The following is a 20782-nucleotide window of genomic DNA, read 5'->3' as shown; positions in this document are numbered from 1 at the left end:
ATTGGAAGTTCGCTGGGTGTCCTTGCCCTCTCCTTATCTCCTTAAGATGACTTCCTGACGCGCAGATACCACTCCACCAGCAAGCGGACCTGCTTCTGGGTATAGCCCTTCTCCACCATGCGGTTGACGAAGTTCTCGTGCTTCTCCTTGTCATCATGCGACGACTTGGCATTGAACGAGATCACGGGCAGCAGATCCTCCGTGGTCGAGAACATCCGCTTCTCGATCACCGCGCGCAGCTTCTCGTAGCTGGTCCAGACGGGATTCTTTCCGCCATTCTTGGCCCGCGCCCGCAGCACGAAATTGACGATCTCATTGCGGAAATCCTTCGGGTTGGAAATGCCCGCCGGTTTTTCCACCTTCTCCAGCTCATCGTTCAACGCGCTGCGATCGAGAATCTCGCCAGTGTTCGGGTCGCGATATTCCTGATCCTGAATCCACAGGTCGGCAAACACCACGTAGCGGTCGAAGATGTTCTGCCCGTACTCCGAATAGGACTCCAGATACGAGGTCTGAATCTCCTTGCCGATGAACTCCACGTATGGCGACGTGAGGTATTCCTTGATATAGGACATCAGCTTGGATTCCGTCTCCGGCGGGAACTGCTCGCGCTCGATCTGCTGTTCGAGCACATACAGCAAGTGCACCGGATTGGCCGCCACCTCCGTCCCATCGAAGTTGAACACCTTCGAGAGCACCTTGAAGGCAAAGCGCGTCGACAACCCCGTCATGCCCTCGTCGATGCCGGCAAAGTCGCGGTACTCCTGATACGACTTGGCTTTCGGGTCGACATCTTTCAGGCTCTCGCCGTCATACACGCGCATCTTCGAGAAGATGTTGGAATTCTCGGGCTCCTTGATGCGCGTGAGCACTGCGAACTGGGCCATCATCTTCAGCGTGTTCGGCGCGCACGGCGCTGCGGCCAGCGAGCTGTTGCGCAGCAGCTTGTCGTAGATCTTCACCTCGTCCGAGACGCGCAGGCAATACGGCACCTTGACGATGTAGATGCGATCAAGGAACGCCTCGTTGTTGCGATCGGACTTGAAGCTCTGCCACTCCGCCTCGTTCGAGTGCGCCAGGATGACGCCATCGAACGGGATCGCGCCAAAGCCCTCCGTGCCCTTGTAGTTGCCTTCCTGCGTGGCCGTCAGCAGCGGATGCAGCACCTTGATCGGCGCCTTGAACATCTCAACGAACTCAAGCAAACCCCGATTGGCCAGGCACAGCCCGCCCGAATACGAATACGCATCCGGATCGTCTTGCGGATAGTCCTCCAGCTTGCGGATGTCGACCTTGCCCACCAGAGACGAAATGTCCTGATTGTTCTCGTCGCCCGGTTCCGTCTTGGAAATCGCAATCTGCGACAGCACCGACGGATGTAGCTTCACCACGCGGAAGCGCGTGATGTCACCGTTGAACTCATGCAGCCGCTTGACCGCCCAAGGGGAGGCAATCGTGTTCAGATAGCGCCTCGGGATGCCGTAATCCTCCTCCAGAATCTTGCCGTCTTCGTCAGGCGAGAACAGCCCGAGCGGGGACTCGTGAATGGGCGAGCCCTGGAGCGCGTAGATGGGAATCTGCTCCATCAGCGCCTTCAACTTCTCGGCAAGCGAGGATTTGCCGCCGCCCGGAGGCCCGAGCAGATAAAGGATCTGTTTGCGCTCTTCAAGACCTTGCGCGGCATGTTTGAAGAAGGAGACGATCTGCTCGATCGTGTCCTCCATGCCGTAGAACTCCCGGAAGGCCGGATAGATCTTGATGACCTTGTTGAAGAACAATCGTGACAGCCGAGGATCGTGGTGAGTGTCCACCAGTTCCGGCTGACCGATCGCGGTGAGCATGCGCTCGGCGGCAGTCGCATAGGCGGTCGAGTCTTTTTTGCAGATATCCAGATACTCCTGGATGCTGTACTCGTCCTCTTTGCGAGCTTCAAAACGCGTTGCGTAGTGGCGGAAAATATCCATATCTCCCCCGTAGATTTCTTCCCTACTCCACACCAACAAGCGAGAGCCAGGCTAGTTCTTGCGTGCGTTGCTGATTCCACTGTAGACGAATCACCGATGATCACAAGAACGGTTGATAGCCTGGAACGGTGCACAACACGTCGCGATTGCGTTAGCGCTCGACTGCATCAAGTGCTAAACGAACCTTGCACGATGCATCCACACGTGCACCACGACGGCCTGCCACCCCGAGCACAGCAGAAAGCGTACCCATGCCACCTGCCCGCGCTCGCAGGTTGGTACGTAACCGATCAGCGCGAGTTCCCGCGCGCACGCTGAATCCGGGAGGGGGATATCCCTGCGTTTTCCTGTCTCGCCAACTGTGGTATCGCGCATAGCGCGCACCAGCGACGCGACGCTTGTAGCGGCAGCCTTTCTCCCTGGGACGCAACAAAGCATTGTGCAAAGCATGGGGCGAAATACGTTTTATCGCGCGACATGCACTCGCAGCTCGAGGGGGAACGACTGAAACGGATCGACCGAAAGTGTCTCTTTTTTGCGCCAGATGGAAGCTTGGCCGGACGCGACGAATAGGCGGCCCGAAAAGCCCGCACGGAGAGCGCGGACAAAGAAAAAGGCCCTCGGCGTTTGCCTGAGGGCCTTTTAAGCGATTTTTCGCCAGTTTGGTGGGTGGTACAGGGATTGAACCTGTGACCCCTGCCGTGTGAAGGCAGTGCTCTACCGCTGAGCTAACCACCCGAATGCGGTGAAAACGAGATTATGAAGAAAAGGTGCTGCCGTGTAAATACCCTGCCCGCACATTTTTTTGATCAGGCAGCCGGCGGCGCTGATTCCGCAGCGTCGCGCGCCCAGACGGTCTTGCCACCGCTGGCCTTGTCGATCTCCTTGAGCACGCCGGCATGCGCTTCGGCTTCGGCTTCGGTCGCCAGCAGCACCGGCAATTGCAGCGCGCTCAGGTCGACGGCGACAGCTTCGGCCGATGCGCCTTCGCCCGACTCCAGCATGTCGATCACCAGCGTGTTCTGGCCGCGTGTCATGGCCAGGTAGACCTCGGCCAGCAGTTCCGCATCCAGCAATGCGCCGTGCAGCGTACGGTGCGCGTTGCTCACGCCCAGACGGTCGCACAGCGCATCCAGGGAGTTGCGCTTGCCCGGGAACATCTGGCGCGCCTCGCGCAGCGTGTCGATGTGGCCCGACAGGTGTTCACGGAATGCCGGCAGGCCGAGGCGCTGGAATTCCATATCCAGGAAGCCCAAGTCAAACGCCGCGTTGTGAATGATCGCCTCGGCGCCCTGCACATAGTCGCGGATTTCGTTGACGATCTCGGCGAACTTCGGCTTGTCGGCCACGAATTCGTTGGTGATGCCGTGCACGGCCATCGCGCCCGCGTCGATCTCACGCTCGGGGTTGATGTAGAAATGCAGGTTGCGGCCGGTCAGGCGGCGGTTGACCATCTCCACGCAGCCGATTTCGATCACGCGGTCGCCGGTGGCGGCATTCAGGCCGGTGGTTTCGGTATCGAGAATGATCTGTCGCATCGCGCGCTCCCCTACTTTGACTGGATTACTTGAAGACGACGGTCTTGTGGCCGTTGAGCAGGATGCGGTGTTCGGCATGCCACTTCACGGCGCGGGCGAGCGCCACGCATTCCACGTCGCGGCCGACTGCGGTGAGTTGCTCAGGGTCCATGCTGTGGTCCACGCGCTCGATTTCCTGCTCGATGATCGGGCCTTCATCCAGGTCGGCCGTCACGTAGTGGGCCGTTGCGCCGATCAGCTTCACACCGCGCTCATGCGCCTGGTAATACGGCTTCGCGCCCTTGAAGCTCGGCAGGAACGAGTGGTGGATGTTGATGGCGCGGCCTTCCAGCTTGCGGCACAGATCGTCGGAAAGGATCTGCATATAGCGCGCGAGCACGACCAGGTCGATCTGCTGCTCCTGCGCGATCTCCCAGATGCGGGCTTCCTGCTGCGCCTTCTGAGCGTCCGTCGCCTGCAGCAACGGCAGGTGCATGAACGGCACGTCGTACGACGCGGCCAGTTGATAGAAATCGCGGTGGTTCGAGACGATGGCCGCAATCTCGATCGGCAGTTGGCCGGCGCGTGCACGGAACAGCAGGTCGTTCAGGCAATGGCCGATCTTCGAAACCAGGATCATCACGCGCGGCTTGACTGCAGCGTCGAACATGCCCCACTGCATGGAGAAACGTTCGCCGATGGGTGCAAAGCAGTCACGCAACACGGCAAGGTCCAGCGGCTGGCCCTGCGGAACAAAATGCACGCGCATGAAGAAACGGCCCGTGAATTCGTCGCCAAACTGGTCCGAATCGAGAATGTTGCAGCCCTGCTCGAAAAGCAGACCCGACACGGCGTGGACGATGCCCGGCTGGTCCGGGCACGACAGGGTAAGAATGAAACCGGAGTGACTCATGAAGCGTTTTATGTATTGTTGTCGGACGCAAACCGCTGCGGCGCATGTGGCAAACCCAGGCGCGCCAGGGCATCAAGGGTAACGAGCGTGGCGTCGACCGTCATCGCGAAGTCCGCCATGATATCAAGCGCCGCGTCGGGGCTGGCGCGCAGGTGGCCGGCTACCTCGCCGTCCTGATTCGCGGGGACGAAGCTGGCCGGCAGCGTCAGGTCGAAGGCAAAAAGTGTTTCGCACTGGATACCCTCGGGCACTTCGCGCAGCACATCCTGTGTGCCGCGCGGCACCAGACGAGCCGCCAGATCGGCGCCGATGCCCGCCTCTTCCCAGCATTCCTTTTCCAGCGCACCGCGCGCATCGAAGCCGTGGCCGATGCCGCCGGCGACGAGGTTGTCCCACATGCCGGGATCGATCGGCTTGGTCTGGGCGCGGCGGGCCAGCCAGAGCGCCGCGCCGGCCCCATCAGCACCGTCGATCAGGCCGTTCATGTGCGCAGCGTAGGTTCGGATGCCGAAGAAGCGTGCGGCGGCGCGTTCGATCAGCGCCAGCGTGGGCGTGCCCCAACCGGTGTTGACGGCGAAACGCTCGTCGCGCCAGCCGCGCACGTGGCCGTCTTCCGCCAGGCGCATGATGACTTCAGCCAGCGCCGCGGTGCGGTCGGCCTCGGTAGCGAGCGTCTCCCGCAAATCGACCCGCTGCGCCAGTACATCGAACCACTGCGGCCAGCGCGCAAGCTGCGAAGCGCGCTCACGGCTCAGCCAGCCGACACGTTGTCCGGCAACAATCCAAGGAACGAGCGCATCAGCGTCGAACGCCTGCCGGGCGGCCAGGCCGTCTCGTATGCGCTGTATACGCGGGTCGGTCATTTCTGCGCCCCATCATGTCGGGCGTGCATTGTGCTTTCCGTGCAGCACGGGTCGCGCGATAATGCGCCGTTAATACAAGCCGTCATCAGACTGGAGAAACAAGGATGGATGAAATCGACGAGCTGTCGGATCTGCCGACCCCGCGCTTTATCTGGGGCTTCGCCATTGCCGTCACACCGTCCGGCGAAGTGTCGCACGATGAATTCGAATATCTGACGCACACCCGCACACCGCGCTTCACCTGCCGCGTGGTCGAACTCGAAGACGCACCGGCCGAGCCGGAAGACGAAGGTGACATCGACGGTCGCATCGTCCACTTCGACAACCCGAAGCGGATGTTCTACATCACAGACTTGGGCCTGGCGTTGATGAACTTCACGCTGTTCGACAAGGTGGATAACAAGTCCAAGCTGAAGGACGCCTGCGACCAAGCCATCGCCGACTGGCTCACCCGCCGCGAATTCCTCGACTCCGAACCGGACGACGACGAGGATTGAGCGCTTAGTCGCTTGATCGGTTCAGCCCTGACCGCCGGCATTTCCATCCTCGGCAAAACGCAGGTCGGTCAGGCGCACATCGGCGTAGGAACGCCCGGCATCGAGCAAGGCCGAAACCTGCGTCTTCACCCGCTCTTTCTGAGCGCGCAGCGCACGCGGCGGCACGGTCGAATCCTGACCGGTGTGGTGCAGATACAGCATCTTGTAGGTGAGTTGGCTCACCATCCACTGCCGCAGCACGCGGCGCCGGCCGGCATGGTCGGCCTCCAACCCATCGATCTGACCAAGCAATACGGAAAACGCCCGCGCCAGGCTTGCAGGCTCCATTGCCTCACCAGCGATGCAGCGTTCGGCCAGGGCGCGCGCTTCTGCGGATGACATGGCGTCGTCCATTTCAACGAAGCGATCTGTCGCCGGGTCCGGGCGCGGCGGCACAGGCCTGCTTGCCAGTCGAGCAGACACCCCGGACAGCGCTTCCTGGGCACGGCGGATGGACGCTTCCAGCGATTCCGCACTGCCCGGGACGATGCCAATGGTGGTTGGCATGTCGCTGGATTCTCCGTCGCGTTTTTTGACGTCCATCGCTCCCTCCGGTGATCGCCCTCGGCCATGGTGCCTGGCGGGCGAAGCGGAATTGTAGAACGCGACGCACATTTCGCGACAAATAACGCAGATGTTCCTTATTGCCAAGGCAGCGCAAACGGTAACGTGGCGTCACAACACCACGGTGCACTGTTGGCGGCGACCCACGCGGCGCGGCCTCGCCACGGGTAAAATGCCGGATTGCGCTGCCAGCGCATGCACTCAATTGCTGACCGCCACCGTGCGGCAAGGAAATCGCCTTGATCAAGTGGATTATCGTGGCCCTCTATCTGGGCTCCATTCTGTACGTGCACTTTCGCGGCAAGGTGCGCCTGAAATTCTGGCGCCAGATGTTCGATCATTCGGCCGTGGTCGCGCCGGTCAACTGCTTCATGTACGCGTTTTCGGGCGTGCCGCAGACGCCGTATGTGCCTGTCGAGCGTTTTCCGGATCTGGAAAAGCTGCAGGCCGCGTGGCCGCAGATTCGCGACGAAGGTCTGGCGCTCGTCAACCTGCGCAAAATCAAGGCTGCCGAGAAGAATGACGACGCCGGTTTCAACTCGTTCTTCAAGAATGGCTGGAAACGCTTCTACCTCAAGTGGTATGAGGCACATCACCCCTCAGCCGAACAGCTCTGCCCGCAGACCGTCGCACTGCTGCGCGACCTGCCCAGCGTGAAGGCGGCGATGTTTGCCGAACTGCCGCCCGGCGGCAAGCTGAATCCACACCGTGACCCGTTTGCCGGCTCGCTGCGCTATCACCTGGGCCTGTCCACGCCCAACGACGACCGCTGTTTCATCGAAGTCGATGGCGAGCGCCACAGCTGGCGCGACGGCCAGGGCGTCGTCTTTGACGAGACTTATCTGCACTGGGCCGAAAACGCCTCCGACAAGGATCGTCTGATCCTCTTCTGCGATATCGAACGCCCGATGAAATTCGGCTGGGCGCAGCGCATCAACAAATGGCTGGGCCGCAAGGTCATGACCGCCGCCAGCTCGCCCAACGATGAGGGCGACCAGACCGGCGGCATCAACAAACTGTTCCGCTACGTGTGGGTGATGGGCCAGTACCGCCGCCGCTTCAAGGCATGGAACCGCAAGGTCTACTACGTGGTGAAGTTCGGCCTGATCATTGGCGTGGCAGCGTTGATCATTTGGATCTGACGGCCAACCCTCCACGCCTCCTGCATCGCACAAAAAACCGGCCTGAAGCGCCGGTTTTTTGTTGCGCGTGAAAAAGCTACCTGCATTGCGGTCGGCTTGCGTTTTTACAAAGCAGTGAAGCAAAAGCGCCACATGGGGCACAAATCTCGCCTAATGTCAGGAATTGAGCGCTCCGGCGCTTATGCGATATGGCGGGCACGCCGCTTGCTCCACCTTGGTCGACACCCTTGCTCAGCGCATGGGACCGAGTCAGAGCCGGGATGCGCGTGTGCCTGTGTCCCTCGTCAACAACAAAGACAGTGAGATCAATCGCCATGAAAAAGAACCTCATCAGCCGCCAGACCATCGTCACCCGCGCCGCCGCGCTTGCTGCTGTCGCACTGCTCGGTACCCAGATCGCGGCCTGTACCACCACCAGCCCCAATGCCCAGGGCTCCGACGTGATGTCGTCCACCAACAAGCACGCCACCACCAACTCGCAGGCCGATTCAGTGCTCTCGCGCCTGTACACCACGGCCAACGGCTCGCGCGAGCTGGTCGGACGCGCCAAGGGCGTGCTCGTGTTCCCGTCGGTGCTGAACGCCGGCTTTGTGGTGGGCGGCCAATACGGCGAAGGCGTGCTGCGCACCGGCGGCGGGCGTCCGCTGGGCTACTACAACATCGCCTCTGCGTCCGTCGGCTTCCAGGCTGGCGCGCAGTCGCGTGCGCTCATCATCCTGTTCATGACGGATGAGGCGCTGCAGAAATTCCAGGCTAGCCAAGGCTGGACGGCCGGCGTGGATGCCACCGTGGCACTGGCAAAGATCGGCGCGAACGGCGCGGTCGATACCAACACCGCACAGCAACCAATCATCGGCTTCAACCTGACCAACGCGGGCCTGATGGCCGGCGCGTCGATCGAAGGTACGAAGATCACGAAGCAGAACAACTGATCAGCGCTTCGCTCTCCAGCCATACCGCCGTCTCGTACGGCGGTTTTTTCTTGCACGGAACCCGCATGAAGCGTTGCGGCAATGTTGCAGCCCTAGGGAAATCCGGAGGGGGCGGGATGGGGCTTCTCGGCTAGCATCGTCCGGCCGATGTTGCGGTGCATGCTGCCGTATTGGCATACGACAAAACAATCACCCAGAAAGAAAAGGGGGAGACATGACAGGTCGCAACGCTGCCGTGCGCAGCGCCATTGCATGCGCGTGGCTGTGTGGGTTGTTGCTGGCGTCTGGCCAGACGATGGCCGAACCGGGCATCACCGACACCAAGATCGTCATCGGCCAGACTGCTGGCTTCACAGGCCCCGCAGGCGAGCAAGTCCAAGAGATGACGCAGGGCGCCAAGCTCTATCTCGATGCGGTGAACCGTGCGGGCGGTGTCAATGGACGCAAGATCGAGCTGATCTCGGAAGACGACGGCTTTGATGCCGCCGCCTCCAAGAAACACGCGCACACGCTGCTGGTCGATAAACAGGTCTTTGCCCTGTTCCTGCCGCGCGGCACGCCAAATACCGAGGCGATCATGACTGAAGCCCGGCCGGTGGGCGCGCCAGTGGTGGCGCCTTCAACCGGCGCTTCAACGTTCTTCGATCAGCCTGACCCGCTACTTTTTGTCGTGCGCGCGAAATACCAGGCGGAGATTGCCGAGCTGGTGCATTACTTCGACACGCTGGGCTTGCGCCGCCTGGCGCTCGTCAACGTGAACGACACCTTCGGCAAAGACACCGAAATCGGATTCAACAACGCCACGAAAAAACTGCCCGCCGACGCGCACAGCATCTTCACCGTCGACCGCCTGAAACCAGACATCGCCAAGGCGACAGCAGATGTCGGCAAGTTCGCGCCACAAGCGGTGATCCTGGCCTGCCCGGGCACGACGGCGCGCGCCATGATCGAGGCGCTCAACAAGCAAGGCACGGTGACGCAGATTGCAGCGCTGTCCAACAACGCCGGTCTGGCGTTTGCGAAATCGCTCGGGGCGCTGGGGCGCGGTGTGGTGGTCTCGCAGGTGATGCCGTCGCCAGTGCGTTCAACTTCGTTGCTGGGCCGGGAGCTGGCGTCCAGCGCGAAGTCTGCCGGCGTGGCGCCGTCGTACGCCATGATGGAAGGCTACGCAGCCGCGCGCGTGCTGGTCGAAGGGCTCAAGCGCGCGGGCAAGTCGCCCACGCGGGCCAGCTTTGTCTCGGGGCTGGAATCAGCCGGCACGATCGACCTGGGCGGATTGGAGGTCCGCTACGGCCCGAACCTGCGCAAGGGATCGAATTATGTCGAGCTGACGGTAATCGGGCCGAACGGCACCTTCGTCAAATAGAGGCGCGCTGCGGCGCAGCCTGCCTCGGCAGTCGTTGCACCGCAGGAAATAGCGGTTGCCAGCGCAAAACGCATGAGTACATAAGAAAATACTATTTGGAATCCGCATAGTGCCTCTACCAGAATGCACGAACTACATGCATGACTGGGATCAAACAGGCGGATGGAACTCCGACAACTCGAAGCATTTGCCGCGGTCATGTCGACCGGCAGTGTCACCGCGGCAGGCAAGCTGCTGGGACGCTCGCAACCCGCCATCAGCCGGCTCATCCAGGATCTGGAAGCTGAAATCGGCTATGCCCTGTTCACACGCGCGGGGCCGCGCGTCTCGCCGACGGAGCAGGGTTTCCTACTGTACGAAGACGTCGAGCATACGCTGATCAGCTTACGTCAGATCCGCACCCGTGCCGAAGAAATCGCGCGCGGCGAGGCACGCCCGCTGCGCTTGGCAGCGACGTCTGCATTGGCAGCCGGCTTGCTGCCCGCAGCCTTGGCCGATGAGCCGGAACTCGCGCAGCACATCCAGATTCGCAGCGCCTCGCCCGAGCAGGTTGTGCACGCCGTGCTCACCGGCGCTGCCGACCTTGGCCTCAGCAGCCTGCCGCTGGAGCATCGTGGCGTCACCGTGCATTGGATCGGCGAAGCCGCGTGCGTGGCTGCCGTGCAGACACACAACCCGCTGGCCGCCGGCAAGCGCTTGACATTGGCCGCTTGCGCGGGACAGCGGATCATCACGATGCACAACCCATATCGGTTGCGCCGCCGCCTGGACCAAGCGCTGGCGAAGGCCGGCGTGGAACCGACCTCGCTCATCGAGACGAATGCCTCGCTGAATGCGCTGACCGCCGTGCGTGCGGGCCTGGGCGTTGCGTTGCTGGAGCCGGTGACGGCGTACGGCGTGCCAATCGACGGCGTGACCGTGCGCCCGATCGACGCCGACATCCCCTTCTTCTTTGGCGTGATCACCCCCGAGGCCAAGCGGCCGTCGGCGGCGATCGTCTCACTGACCGACGCCCTCGCGCGCGCGGCACAGCGTCTGCTCCCGGACTGCAAGCTGCACGATCCGGCGCGCCATGCCAGCATGCTGCAGGTGCTGTATGGCGAATCCATCAACGAAACCGAAGGCGCGTCCGCATGACCGCTGCACAACAAGACAACGCGCCGCTAGTCATCGGGCTCGCAGCGCTGGAAGCCCGTTTGCACCAGGACCTGTCCTGGCTTGAACTCCCCGCGAAAAATTGGACGCTGCCACACGCGTTAGAGGGTCAACCTGTGCTGGATGTGGCCGTCATCGGTGGCGGCATGGCCGGCCTGGCGGCGGCGGCGTCGCTCAAACATCTCGGTATCGGCGTGGTGGTGTTCGACCGCTCGCCCGCCGGCTTCGAAGGCCCCTGGGCGACGACGGCGCGCATGGAAACGTTGCGCTCGCCCAAGCAATTGACCGGCCCTGCCCTTGGCCTGCCGGCGCTGACGTTCCGCGCATGGTTTGAAGCGCAGTTCGGCACCGATGCGTGGGAGGTGCTCGACAAGATTCCGCGCCTGCAATGGATGGACTACCTGCGCTGGTACCGCCGCGTGCTTCAGCTGGACGTGCGCAACGATCACCACGTGAAGGCCATCCACCCGCGCGTGGATGGCGCCGTCGAACTGCTGATCGACGCGCCGGGCCAACCGACGCAGCGGGTGTTTGCACGGCGCGTGGTGCTGGCCACCGGCCGTGATGGGCTCGGCGGTGCATCCGTGCCGGATTTCGCGCACCGGCTGCCGCGCAGGTGGTGGGCGCATTCGTCTGACGAGATGGACTACGGCACGCTGGCCGGCAAGCGCGTGGGCGTGATCGGCGCCGGCGCGTCCGCCATGGATTCGGCTGCGACGGCGCTGGAGGCCGGCGCTGCCAGCGTCGACATGCTGATCCGCCGCCCCGACCTGCCGCGTGTGAACAAGGGCAAGGGTGCCGGCAGCCCGGGCCTGGTGCACGGCCACCTGCATCTGCCTGATGCGTGGAAATGGCGCATCCGCCATTACATCAATGTCGAGCAGGTTCCCCCGCCACGTGGCAGCACGCTGCGCGTGTCGCGGCACCCGAATGCGCGCTTCAATCTCGGCTGCGGCATCCTGGGCGTGGACGAGCACGACGGCGTGCTGCACGTGGCCACGACCAAGGGCGTCTTCCAACTGGACTTCCTGATCTTCTCAACGGGCTTTCGCACCGATTGGGCCTCGCGCCCGGAGTTCAGCGCATTGGCACCGCACATCCGCCAATGGCGCGACCGCTATACGCCGCGCCCCGGCGAGGAAGACGCGGAACTCGCCGATTCGCCCGACCTCGGCCACGCGTTCGAATTTCGCGAGAAGACGCCCGGCACGCTGCCCGGCCTGTCGCGCGTGCATTGCTTCTGCTATCCGGCGTCGGTCACGCATGGCAGCGTCTCGGGCGACATCCCGGCCATCAGCGAAGGCGCGAAGCGCTTGGCGCAGGGCATTGCCGGCTTGCTGTATCAGGAAGACATCGACGCGCACTACGCCGCCATCCAGGCCTATGCCGAGCCGGAAATCTTTGGCGATGAATGGACGCCCGCCCCACCGCCCGGTGTGGAAGCGAATGCCACTTCCAGCCAGGAGGCCGCCCGATGACAGGTTGGCTAATCCGCCGCATCGGCCAGGCGCTGCTGGTCGTGCTGGTGATGACGGTGATCGTCTTCATCGGCCTGCACGCCATCGGCAACCCGGTCGACATCCTGATCGGTCAGGACGTGGACCAGATCGACCGTGCACGCATCATTGCCGAGCTGGGTCTGGACAAGCCGCTGTGGGAGCAGTACCTGGCCTTCCTGAACGGCGCGCTGCACGGCAATCTGGGCAAGAGCTTCGTCTACAACGAACCGGCCATCCAGCTGATCCTGCAACGCCTGCCGGCCACACTGGAGCTGGCGTTTTCGGCACTGATCATCGCGGTGGTGATCGGGGTGCCGCTGGGGCTGTTCGCGGGGCTGTATCCGCGCCATCCGGTGTCGCGCCTGCTCATGACGGGCAGCGTGGTGGGCTTTTCGCTGCCGACGTTCTGGGTGGGCCTGATGCTGATCATGGCGTTCAGCGTGAGCCTCGGTTGGCTGCCCGCGAGCGGACGCGGTGAAACGGCGCGCCTGTTCGGCATCGAATGGTCGTGGCTGACGGTGGATGGGCTGCGGCATCTCGTGCTGCCGGCAGTCAACCTGTCGCTGTTCAAGCTCTCGCTGGTGCTGCGACTGACTTCTGCAGGGGTGCGCGAGGTGCTGCCGCTGGACTTCGTGAAGTTCGCGCGTGCCAAGGGCCTGTCGCCGTTGCGCGTGGTGCTGGCGCACGTGCTGCGCAATACGCTGATCCCGCTGGTGACGGTGCTGGGCCTGGAGTTGGGCTCGACCATCGCCTTTGCCGTCGTGACGGAAAGCATCTTCGCGTGGCCCGGCGCGGGCAAGCTGATTCTGGACAGCATCAACGCGCTGGACCGGCCGGTCATCGTGTCCTACCTCATCGTCGTGGTGTGCCTGTTCGTGTCGCTCAACCTGATCGTCGACATCCTGTATCGAATGCTGGACCCGCGCGTGCGTGCGGCTGATAGCGCGGAGGCTGCATGATGAATACGACTTCGCAATCCACGCCGGCGACAACGGTGTCCGCCCCGCGCAGGCAATCGCCGTGGCGGCGCGTGGCATCGGATTTCCTCGCCTCCAAGGCGGCCATCTTCGGGCTGGTGGTTGTTGTAGTACTGATTCTGGCTGCGCTGGCCGCTCCCTGGATCACGCCGCAGAATCCGTACGACCTGATGCAGCTCGACGTGCTGGACTCGCGCCTGCCACCGGGTTCGCCAGCCGGCACGGGCACGTTCACGTACTGGCTCGGAACAGATGGCCAGGGGCGTGATCTCTACTCCGGCATCCTCTATGGCTTGCGCATCAGCCTGGGCGTGGGGATCGGGTCGGCAGCGGTGGCCGCAGTAATCGGCACGCTGCTCGGGCTGATTGCGGCGTATGCCGGCGGCCGTGTCGACAGCATCATCATGCGCACGGTCGATCTGCTGCTGTCGTTCCCGTCGGTGCTGGTGGCCATGATGATCCTCGCCTATCTCGGCAAGAGCATCACCAATGTCGTGCTGACGCTGGTGCTGCTGGAGTGGGCGTATTACGCGCGTACGGTGCGCGGGCAAGCCCTGGTCGAGCGTCGCCGCGAGTACGTGGAAGCCGCACGTTCGCTCGCGCTGCCCGGCTGGCGCATCGCGCTCAGGCACATCCTGCCGAACTGCCTGCCGCCGCTGATCGTCGTGGGCACGCTGCAGGTGGCGCGCGCAATCACGCTGGAAGCCACGCTGTCGTTCCTGGGCCTGGGCGTGCCGATTACCGAGCCGTCTCTGGGCCTGCTGATTTCCAACGGATACCAATACATGCTGTCTGGCCAGTACTGGATCAGTTTCTATCCGGGCATCGCGCTGTTGCTGGCGCTGGTGGCCATCAACCTGGTGGGCGACCGCCTGCGCGAAGTGCTGAACCCGAGGGCGCAACGATGACGGCGTCCACCCACGCGACCACTCTTGAAGTCCGCAACCTGCGCACGCATTTCTTCACGCGCGAAGGTGTGCTGCCGGCGGTGGACGATGTGTCATTCTCGCTCGCGCGCGGACGCATCCTGGGGCTGGTGGGCGAGTCGGGCTCGGGCAAGTCCGTCACCGGCTTCTCGATCATGGGCCTGGTCGACCCGCCCGGCCGCGTGGTCGGCGGCGAGATCCTCTACCAGGGCCGCGACCTCACCAAGCTCGCCCCGCGCGAGCTACGCAAGCTGCAAGGCAACCGCATCGCCATGGTCTTCCAAGACCCGATGATGACGCTCAACCCCGTGCTGCGCATCGATGCCCAGATGATCGAGGCCGTGCGCGCGCACAGTGGCATGAGCCATAAGCAAGCCCGTGAGCATGCGCGCGACACGCTCGGCCTGATGGGCATTCCGAGCCCCGAAGAACGGCTGCGCGCGTATCCGCATCAGCTTTCCGGCGGCATGCGCCAGCGCGTGGCGATTGCCATTGCGATGCTGCATCGGCCCGACCTGATCATTGCCGACGAGCCGACCACGGCGCTGGACGTGACCATCCAGGCGCAGATCCTGTCGGAAGTGCAGAAGCTTGCGCGCATGCACGGCACGGCGCTGATCTGGATCACGCATGACCTGTCTGTCGTTGCCGGCCTGGCCGATGAGGTGGCCGTGATGTACGCCGGCCGCATTGTTGAACACGGGCCCGTCGATGCCGTGCTCGATGCCCCGCTACACCCCTACACCATGGGCCTGATCGACAGCCTGCCGAGCGAGAACCGCCGCGGCCAACGCCTGCGCCAGATTCCAGGGATGACACCGAACCTGCTGTCGCTGCCGGCAGGCTGCGCGTTTGCGGCACGCTGCCCGCGTGCCACCGATGTCTGCGGCGTCCACCCTGAAATCACGCAACCGATCGTTGGCCGCCTCGTGCGCTGTTTCCACCCGGGCGCACAGCACGCGTCTTCGCGGGAGGTCGCATGAGCACGCCGCTTGTCGAACTCAAGCAGGTCAGCAAACGCTTTGGCGATCGAAAGGTCGGCGCGGGTGATCGCGTCTTGCAACGCTTCGGCCTGGCACATCCGCCGGCAATCGTTCGTGCGGTCGACGGTGTCGACCTCGCGATCCAGCCCGGTGAAGTCGTGGGGCTCGTCGGAGAATCGGGCTGCGGCAAATCCACGCTCGGCCGGATTGCTGCCGGCTTGATGCGGCCATCAAACGGCGAGGTACGCGTTGACGGCAAAGTTGTCGATGCGCTCTCCGCAGACGAAGCCCGCGCGGCCCGTCTGAAGATCCAGATGATCTTCCAGGACCCATACGCCAGCCTCAACCCGCGCCTGCGCGTGGAGGAAATCGTTGGCGAAGCAGCGCGCGTGCACGGCCTGACCGACCGGGCCAACTTTGCCGATTATGTGGCTGCGCAGATGCAGCGTGCGGGCCTGGACCCTGCCCTGCGCGACCGCTACCCGCACCAGTTCAGCGGCGGCCAGCGGCAGCGCATCGGCATTGCGCGTGCACTGGCGGTGCAGCCGTCAATGCTGGTTTGCGACGAAGCGGTGGCAGCGCTGGACGTGTCGATCCAGGCGCAGATCCTGAACCTGTTCATGGACCTGCGCGAGCAGCTCAACCTGACCTACCTGTTCATCAGCCACGACCTGGGCGTGGTGGAGCACCTCTCAGACCGCGTGGTGATCATGTACCTCGGCCGCGTGGTGGAATCGGCACCGGCGGAGGAAGTCTTCCGCCGCCCAAACCATCCTTACACGCAGACATTGCTGGCGGAGATCCCACGTCTGTCTGCCCGGCACAAGACGTTCACCGCCATTCAGGGCGAGATGCCGAGCCCGCTCCACCCGCCTACCGGCTGCCATTTCCACCCGCGATGCCCGCACGCCATGCCCCGCTGCAAGACTGAAACGCCGACGCTGCGCGGCATTGCGGTCAACCATATCAGCGCCTGTCATTTGAACGACGCGATCTGAACGACATTCAATAAGCCAACGATTCCAAAAATAGGAAAAGGGAACCCACGTGAAACGCCTCCTAGCCTCGTCGCTTGCTGTTGCGCTGTTTGCCGCTGCCGGCGCTGTCGGCGCACAGACGCTGAACATCGCCTTTGCCGATCCGCTGTCGTCGCTCGATCCGCAGTTGAACAACCACGCCGGCGACCGCTCCGTCGACGTGCATTTCTGGGATCTGCTCGTCGAGAACAAGTGGAACAAGCTGCAGCCCGGCCTGGCGCTGTCGTGGAAGACGCTGGACCCGAAGACGTGGGAATTCAAGCTGCGCCCGAACGTGAAATGGCACGACGGCCAGCCGTTCACGGCGGACGACGTCATCTTCTCGTACCAGCGCGCGCGCAGCGTGCCGGGCAGCGTGGCAACGTTCGCGGGCTATCTGCGCACGGTGGAATCGGTCACGGCCAAGGACCCGCTCACGCTCATCATCAAGACGAACATCCCGAACCCCGATCTGCCGCTGAACCTCGCGTCCGTGCACATCGTCAGCAAGCACGTTGGCGAGAAGTCGTCGACTGAGGACTACAACGCCGGCCGCGCCGTGGTGGGCACCGGGCCGTACAAGTTCGTCTCGTACGTGCCGGGCGATCGCGTGGTGATGGCGCGCAACGACAATTATTGGGGCGGCAAGCAGCTCTGGGAGAAGGTCAACTACCGCTACATCAACAACGCTGCCGCACGCACAGCCAACCTGCTCTCGGGCGAAGTGGATGTCATCGACAAGGTGTCGGTGTCGGACCTCGCGCGTCTGCGCCAGTCGCCCAACGTAAAGGTCTTCGCCTACCCCGGCCTGCGCGTGATGCTGCTGCAGCCGAGCTTCCGCAAAGGCGAGAACCAGTACATCACCGGCAACGACGGCAAGCCGCTGCCGAACAACCCGCTGCTGGATGTGCGCGTGCGCCGCGCGCTGTCTCTGGCGATCGACCGCAAGGCAATCGTCGATCGCATCCTGCAAGGCGCCGCCACCGTCGCCAACCAGTGGATGCCGTCAGACACGTACGGCTACAACCCCGATGTGAAGGACATCGCCTACGACCCCGCGCAAGCCAAGAAGCTGCTGGCCGACGCGGGCTTTCCGCAGGGCTTCAACCTGGTGATGCACGTGCCGAATGACCGCTACCCGCAAGGCCCCGAGACGGCGCAAGCGGTGGCACAGTTCTGGACCCGCATCGGCGTGAAGGCACGCGTGGAGGTGGTGCCCTGGTCGGTCTACTCCGGCCGCGCCAACAAGAATGAATATGCGATGAGCATGCTGGCGTGGGGCAACGGCACGGGCGAGGCGAGCTACGCGCTGGTCAACGTGCTGGCCACGGTCGACATTAAGAAGGGCCTGGGTGCGTCCAACTGGGGCCACTACAGCAATGCGGCTGTGGACAACGCGCTGAACGCCTCCACTGAAGAATTCAACGTCGAAAAGCGCGCGGCCATCCTGCGCCACTCGGTCAAGCTGGTGTCGGATGACGTGGGCGTGATGCCGCTGTACCACTACCAGAACGTGTGGGCCGCCAAGAAGGGCCTGAAGGTGACGCCGATGACGAGCGATCGCACGGCTGCCCAAATGGTCACCAAGGACGGCAAGTAAGCGCCATGGGAACGTTCGCGCTCGGCGTCACGCCAGCAGATGACCTGATCGACGTATCGCGCAGCATTGTCGTGACGGGGCTTGCGCCCGGCGCACAGGTCGGCATCGTGGCGCAAACGCGTCGCGGCAATGGCGTGCTGTGGCACAGCCGCGCCGCGTTTGTTGCCGATGCGCAAGGCACCGTCGACCTCACGCGCGATGCGCCCGTCGCGGGCGACTACACCGGCGTCAGCGCGATGGGCATCGTCTGGAGCCAGCGCCCGGAAGACGGCAAGGCGCGCGAGGTCTTTCCGCTGCCCGCGACAGAGCCGCTGACGACCACGCTCACGGCCACGGCCAACGGCGAGTCCGTCCATGCGAGCTTCGTCCAACGGCTGGCCGCGCCGGGTGTGACGCGCCACGATGTGCGTGCACCGGAGAATGAGGACGGCCTGGTCGGCACGCTGTACCTGCCCGACCCATATGCGCACCCGCGCCCGCGCCCGGCCGTGCTGATCCTCAATGGCTCGGGCGGCGGCATCAACGAGCCACGCGCGGCGCTGTATGCCTCGCACGGGTACGCGGCATTCGCGCTGGCGTACTTCAAGGCACCGGGGCTGTCGGACTACATCTCGAACACGCCGCTGGAATACTTCGAGCGCGCGCTCGCCTGGCTGCGCAAGCGCGTGGAACCGCTGCACGACTTCGTTGCCGTGAGCGGCCAGTCGCGCGGAGGGGAATTGGCCTTGCTGCTGGGCGCGACGTTTCCGGAAGCGGTGTCTGCGGTCATCGGCTACGTGCCGGGCGCCGTCGTGCACAGCGGGCAGAATGCCGCCGACCCGGCCGTCGGCCGCGAAGGCCCCACGTGGCTGTATCGCGGGCAGCCGCTGCCGCATCTGTGGGAAGGCAACCGCACTGCGACCTGGGTGCCGTTTGACGAGGGCCCCGCGCCGCATCGGCATGAACGCGCCATCCGCACGGCGCTGCAAGATGCCGATGCGGTGGCGCGCGCGCGTATCCGCATCGAACGCACACGCGGGCCGGTGCTGCTGCTCTCCGCCACGGATGACGGCTCCTGGCCCTCAAGCGATTACTCGCGCATGGTCACCGCCAAGCTGGCCGAGGTGCGCCACCCCTACCCCGTCCAGCACTTCGACTACGAAGGCGCCGGCCACGCCATCGTCTTCCCGTACGTGCCAACCACGCAGCTCGTTTATGCGCACCCGGTGTCGGGCCGCATCAGCACCGGCGGCGGCGAGCCACGCGCCAACGCCCGCGCCGATGCCCAGTCGTGGGCGGCAGTGCGGCGCTTTCTCGCCAGCGCGGTGGCTGCGCGCGGCGCCTCCGTACCCGATTCCCGGAGCCTTTCATCAATGGACTTCACGCCCACACAAGACGTGGTCGACCAGGTTGCTGACCTGGGCGACAGCAGCCCCACGCATGCGCTGCGCCACGCCCGCGAAAAAGTCGCAACGGCCACGCAAGGCAGTTACGAAGCACTGTTCGACGCGACCCTGCCCGGCCTCACGCTCGGCGAACGCCTGCTCGTGGCGCTGTACGCCTGCCGCCTGACACCCGCGCCGGAACTGGCCGAGCACTACCGCGCGCGCCTCGCGACCACGCCGGTCGACGCAACTGCGCTGCAAGCCGTGGACCACGGCGACATAGACTCGCTGACCGACGCGCGCCTGCACGCCATCCTCACCTTTACGCGCACGCTCGTCGAGCGCCCCATCGAGGGCGACCGCGACGCGCTGTTGCGATTGCCGGCAGCGGGCCTTGCCACGGCCGACGTCGTGACGCTCGCGCAGCTCATTGCCTTCCTGTCGTATCAGACGCGGCTTGTAGCCGGCCTGCGCGCGATGGACGAAGCTGCCGGTAGCGGCAGCGCCACCGCATCCACGGAGACCGCAGCATGACCGAGATCATCCGCGCCCACGGCTTCACCAACGAATCGCTGGAGTGGCAATCGTGGCTCGATGTGGTCGACCTCGACCGCGCCACGCCCGAGCAGATCGCCGTGCTGGAAGAAAGCCACCCGAAGGCAAAGACGTCGGATTACTACCGCTTTCTCGTTCACCAGCCGGAGATCCTGCGGCAGCGCTCGGCGGCGTTCAACGCGATCATGTATGCCCCGGGCGGCCTGTCGCGTGCTGAACGCGAACTCGCGAGCGCCGTGGTATCGCGCGTGAACGGCTGCGTGTATTGCGCATCTGTCCACGCGCAACGCTTTGAGCAGCTTGCCAAGCGCAACGATGTCATCAAGCAGGTCTTTGAAGATCCGCACATCGCAGGCACGAATGCGCGAGAGCGTGCCATCGTGCTGTTCTCGATCGACCTGACGCTGCGCCCTGGCGATGTGCGTGGCGAAGACCTGAAGCCGCTCAAGGACGCTGGCCTGACGGACGCGGAGATTCTCGACCTGATACACGCAGTGGCCATCTTTGCGTGGGCGAATCGCCTCATGCTGAATCTGGGCGAACCCGTGTTTCCGGACGCGGCCTGAGCCGGGCTGCATCGCTCCAAAGAAAAAGCCGCAGGCACAAACCTGCGGCTTTTTCTTTGCAGACAGACTAGCGCACGCCGTCCGTCGTCGGTGCACGCGTGCCTTCGGTATAGGAATCGAATTTTCCGGCCCTTGCGCCGTCCGCATAGACGTCGAACTTCGTGGCCAGTCCGCCATCGGTGTAAGGACTGCGCGCCTCCGTGGAGGCGCTGCCATCCGTGTACACATCCCGTGTTGTGGCGCTCGCATGCGTCACGGTTGCACCTAACGCCGCGACAATTGCCGTGACGACGACCCACAGTCTCTTGTCCATTTCACACCTCCTTTCCTGCAGGATGAGTTTC

19 protein-coding genes and 1 tRNA gene are annotated in these 20782 nt (G+C 63.8%); 13 read left to right on the top strand and 7 right to left on the bottom strand.

Translation table 11 applies throughout. The features are described 5' to 3' along the window. Positions 1–41 precede the first annotated feature (41 nt). The 5 genes from BG83_RS0103485 to BG83_RS0103465 all read right to left on the bottom strand — a co-directional run bounded on the left by BG83_RS0103485 (position 42) and on the right by BG83_RS0103465 (position 5257). Positions 42–1964, bottom strand: coding sequence for a PrkA family serine protein kinase (locus tag BG83_RS0103485; protein WP_024975416.1), 1923 nt, complete (start codon positions 1962–1964; stop codon positions 42–44). A 663-nt stretch (positions 1965–2627) separates the two neighbouring features. After that, positions 2628–2702 (bottom strand) — tRNA-Val (locus tag BG83_RS0103480). A 71-nt stretch (positions 2703–2773) separates the two neighbouring features. After that, a complete protein-coding gene (dnaQ, locus tag BG83_RS0103475; RefSeq protein WP_024975415.1) occupies positions 2774–3502 on the bottom strand; it encodes a DNA polymerase III subunit epsilon in 729 nt (242 codons plus the stop codon). A gap of 25 nt (positions 3503–3527) precedes the next feature. Continuing rightward, positions 3528–4394: a formyltetrahydrofolate deformylase gene (purU, locus tag BG83_RS0103470; RefSeq protein WP_024975414.1), complete on the bottom strand. Its 867-nt coding sequence runs from the start codon at positions 4392–4394 to the stop codon at positions 3528–3530. Positions 4395–4402: 8 nt separating this feature from the next. After that, on the bottom strand, positions 4403–5257 hold the full coding sequence (locus BG83_RS0103465; protein ID WP_037031546.1) for an NUDIX hydrolase: 855 nt from the start codon (positions 5255–5257) through the stop codon (positions 4403–4405). A 104-nt stretch (positions 5258–5361) separates the two neighbouring features. On the opposite strand from BG83_RS0103465, the gene BG83_RS0103460 reads away from it, so the two are divergent. Beyond that, the gene (locus tag BG83_RS0103460; protein WP_024975412.1) at positions 5362–5754 is read left to right on the top strand and encodes a hypothetical protein; all 393 of its coding nucleotides are present in this window, start codon (positions 5362–5364) and stop codon (positions 5752–5754) included. A 21-nt stretch (positions 5755–5775) separates the two neighbouring features. On the opposite strand, the gene BG83_RS0103455 is transcribed toward BG83_RS0103460, so the two are convergent. After that, the gene (locus BG83_RS0103455; RefSeq protein ID WP_024975411.1) at positions 5776–6336 is read right to left on the bottom strand and encodes a hypothetical protein; all 561 of its coding nucleotides are present in this window, start codon (positions 6334–6336) and stop codon (positions 5776–5778) included. A gap of 260 nt (positions 6337–6596) precedes the next feature. Here BG83_RS0103455 and lpxO point away from each other — a divergent pair, with 260 nt between their 5' ends. From lpxO to BG83_RS0103395, 12 genes are all read left to right on the top strand, one after another. Beyond that, positions 6597–7499: a lipid A hydroxylase LpxO gene (lpxO, locus tag BG83_RS0103450; RefSeq protein WP_024975410.1), complete on the top strand. Its 903-nt coding sequence runs from the start codon at positions 6597–6599 to the stop codon at positions 7497–7499. A gap of 314 nt (positions 7500–7813) precedes the next feature. After that, positions 7814–8431 carry a YSC84-related protein gene (locus BG83_RS0103445; RefSeq protein ID WP_024975409.1) on the top strand — a complete coding sequence of 206 codons (618 nt, stop codon included), beginning with the start codon at positions 7814–7816 and terminating at the stop codon, positions 8429–8431. A gap of 214 nt (positions 8432–8645) precedes the next feature. After that, positions 8646–9797: an ABC transporter substrate-binding protein gene (locus BG83_RS0103440; protein ID WP_024975408.1), complete on the top strand. Its 1152-nt coding sequence runs from the start codon at positions 8646–8648 to the stop codon at positions 9795–9797. A 162-nt stretch (positions 9798–9959) separates the two neighbouring features. After that, complete coding sequence (locus BG83_RS0103435; RefSeq protein WP_024975407.1) at positions 9960–10934, top strand: LysR family transcriptional regulator; 975 nt, start codon at positions 9960–9962, stop codon at positions 10932–10934. Continuing rightward, on the top strand, positions 10931–12430 hold the full coding sequence (locus BG83_RS0103430; protein ID WP_024975406.1) for a flavin-containing monooxygenase: 1500 nt from the start codon (positions 10931–10933) through the stop codon (positions 12428–12430). Before BG83_RS0103435 ends, BG83_RS0103430 begins: the two co-directional genes overlap by 4 nt. Beyond that, positions 12427–13410: an ABC transporter permease gene (locus tag BG83_RS0103425; protein WP_024975405.1), complete on the top strand. Its 984-nt coding sequence runs from the start codon at positions 12427–12429 to the stop codon at positions 13408–13410. The genes BG83_RS0103430 and BG83_RS0103425 overlap by 4 nt, the downstream gene beginning before the upstream one ends. After that, a complete protein-coding gene (locus BG83_RS0103420) occupies positions 13407–14336 on the top strand; it encodes an ABC transporter permease (protein ID WP_024975404.1) in 930 nt (309 codons plus the stop codon). Before BG83_RS0103425 ends, BG83_RS0103420 begins: the two co-directional genes overlap by 4 nt. Next, on the top strand, positions 14333–15337 hold the full coding sequence (locus BG83_RS0103415; protein ID WP_024975403.1) for an ABC transporter ATP-binding protein: 1005 nt from the start codon (positions 14333–14335) through the stop codon (positions 15335–15337). The genes BG83_RS0103420 and BG83_RS0103415 overlap by 4 nt, the downstream gene beginning before the upstream one ends. After that, positions 15334–16335 (top strand): ABC transporter ATP-binding protein, encoded by a 1002-nt coding sequence (locus tag BG83_RS0103410; RefSeq protein WP_024975402.1) that lies wholly within the window; start codon positions 15334–15336, stop codon positions 16333–16335. The genes BG83_RS0103415 and BG83_RS0103410 overlap by 4 nt, the downstream gene beginning before the upstream one ends. A gap of 49 nt (positions 16336–16384) precedes the next feature. Then, complete coding sequence (locus BG83_RS0103405) at positions 16385–17953, top strand: ABC transporter substrate-binding protein (protein WP_024975401.1); 1569 nt, start codon at positions 16385–16387, stop codon at positions 17951–17953. A gap of 5 nt (positions 17954–17958) precedes the next feature. Beyond that, positions 17959–19851: an acyl-CoA thioester hydrolase/BAAT C-terminal domain-containing protein gene (locus BG83_RS0103400; protein ID WP_024975400.1), complete on the top strand. Its 1893-nt coding sequence runs from the start codon at positions 17959–17961 to the stop codon at positions 19849–19851. Then, complete coding sequence (locus tag BG83_RS0103395; protein ID WP_024975399.1) at positions 19848–20438, top strand: peroxidase-related enzyme; 591 nt, start codon at positions 19848–19850, stop codon at positions 20436–20438. Before BG83_RS0103400 ends, BG83_RS0103395 begins: the two co-directional genes overlap by 4 nt. A 67-nt stretch (positions 20439–20505) precedes the next feature. Here BG83_RS0103395 and BG83_RS0103390 read toward each other — a convergent pair whose 3' ends face one another. Next, positions 20506–20751: a hypothetical protein gene (locus tag BG83_RS0103390; RefSeq protein ID WP_024975398.1), complete on the bottom strand. Its 246-nt coding sequence runs from the start codon at positions 20749–20751 to the stop codon at positions 20506–20508. Positions 20752–20782: the final 31 nt, after the last annotated feature.

It is taken from the genome of Ralstonia pickettii, assembly GCF_000607165.1.
Taxonomy (GTDB): domain Bacteria; phylum Pseudomonadota; class Gammaproteobacteria; order Burkholderiales; family Burkholderiaceae; genus Ralstonia; species Ralstonia holmesii.
The sequence above is the reverse complement of the archived record's forward strand: the minus strand, read 5'-3'. Positions and strand labels throughout refer to the sequence as shown.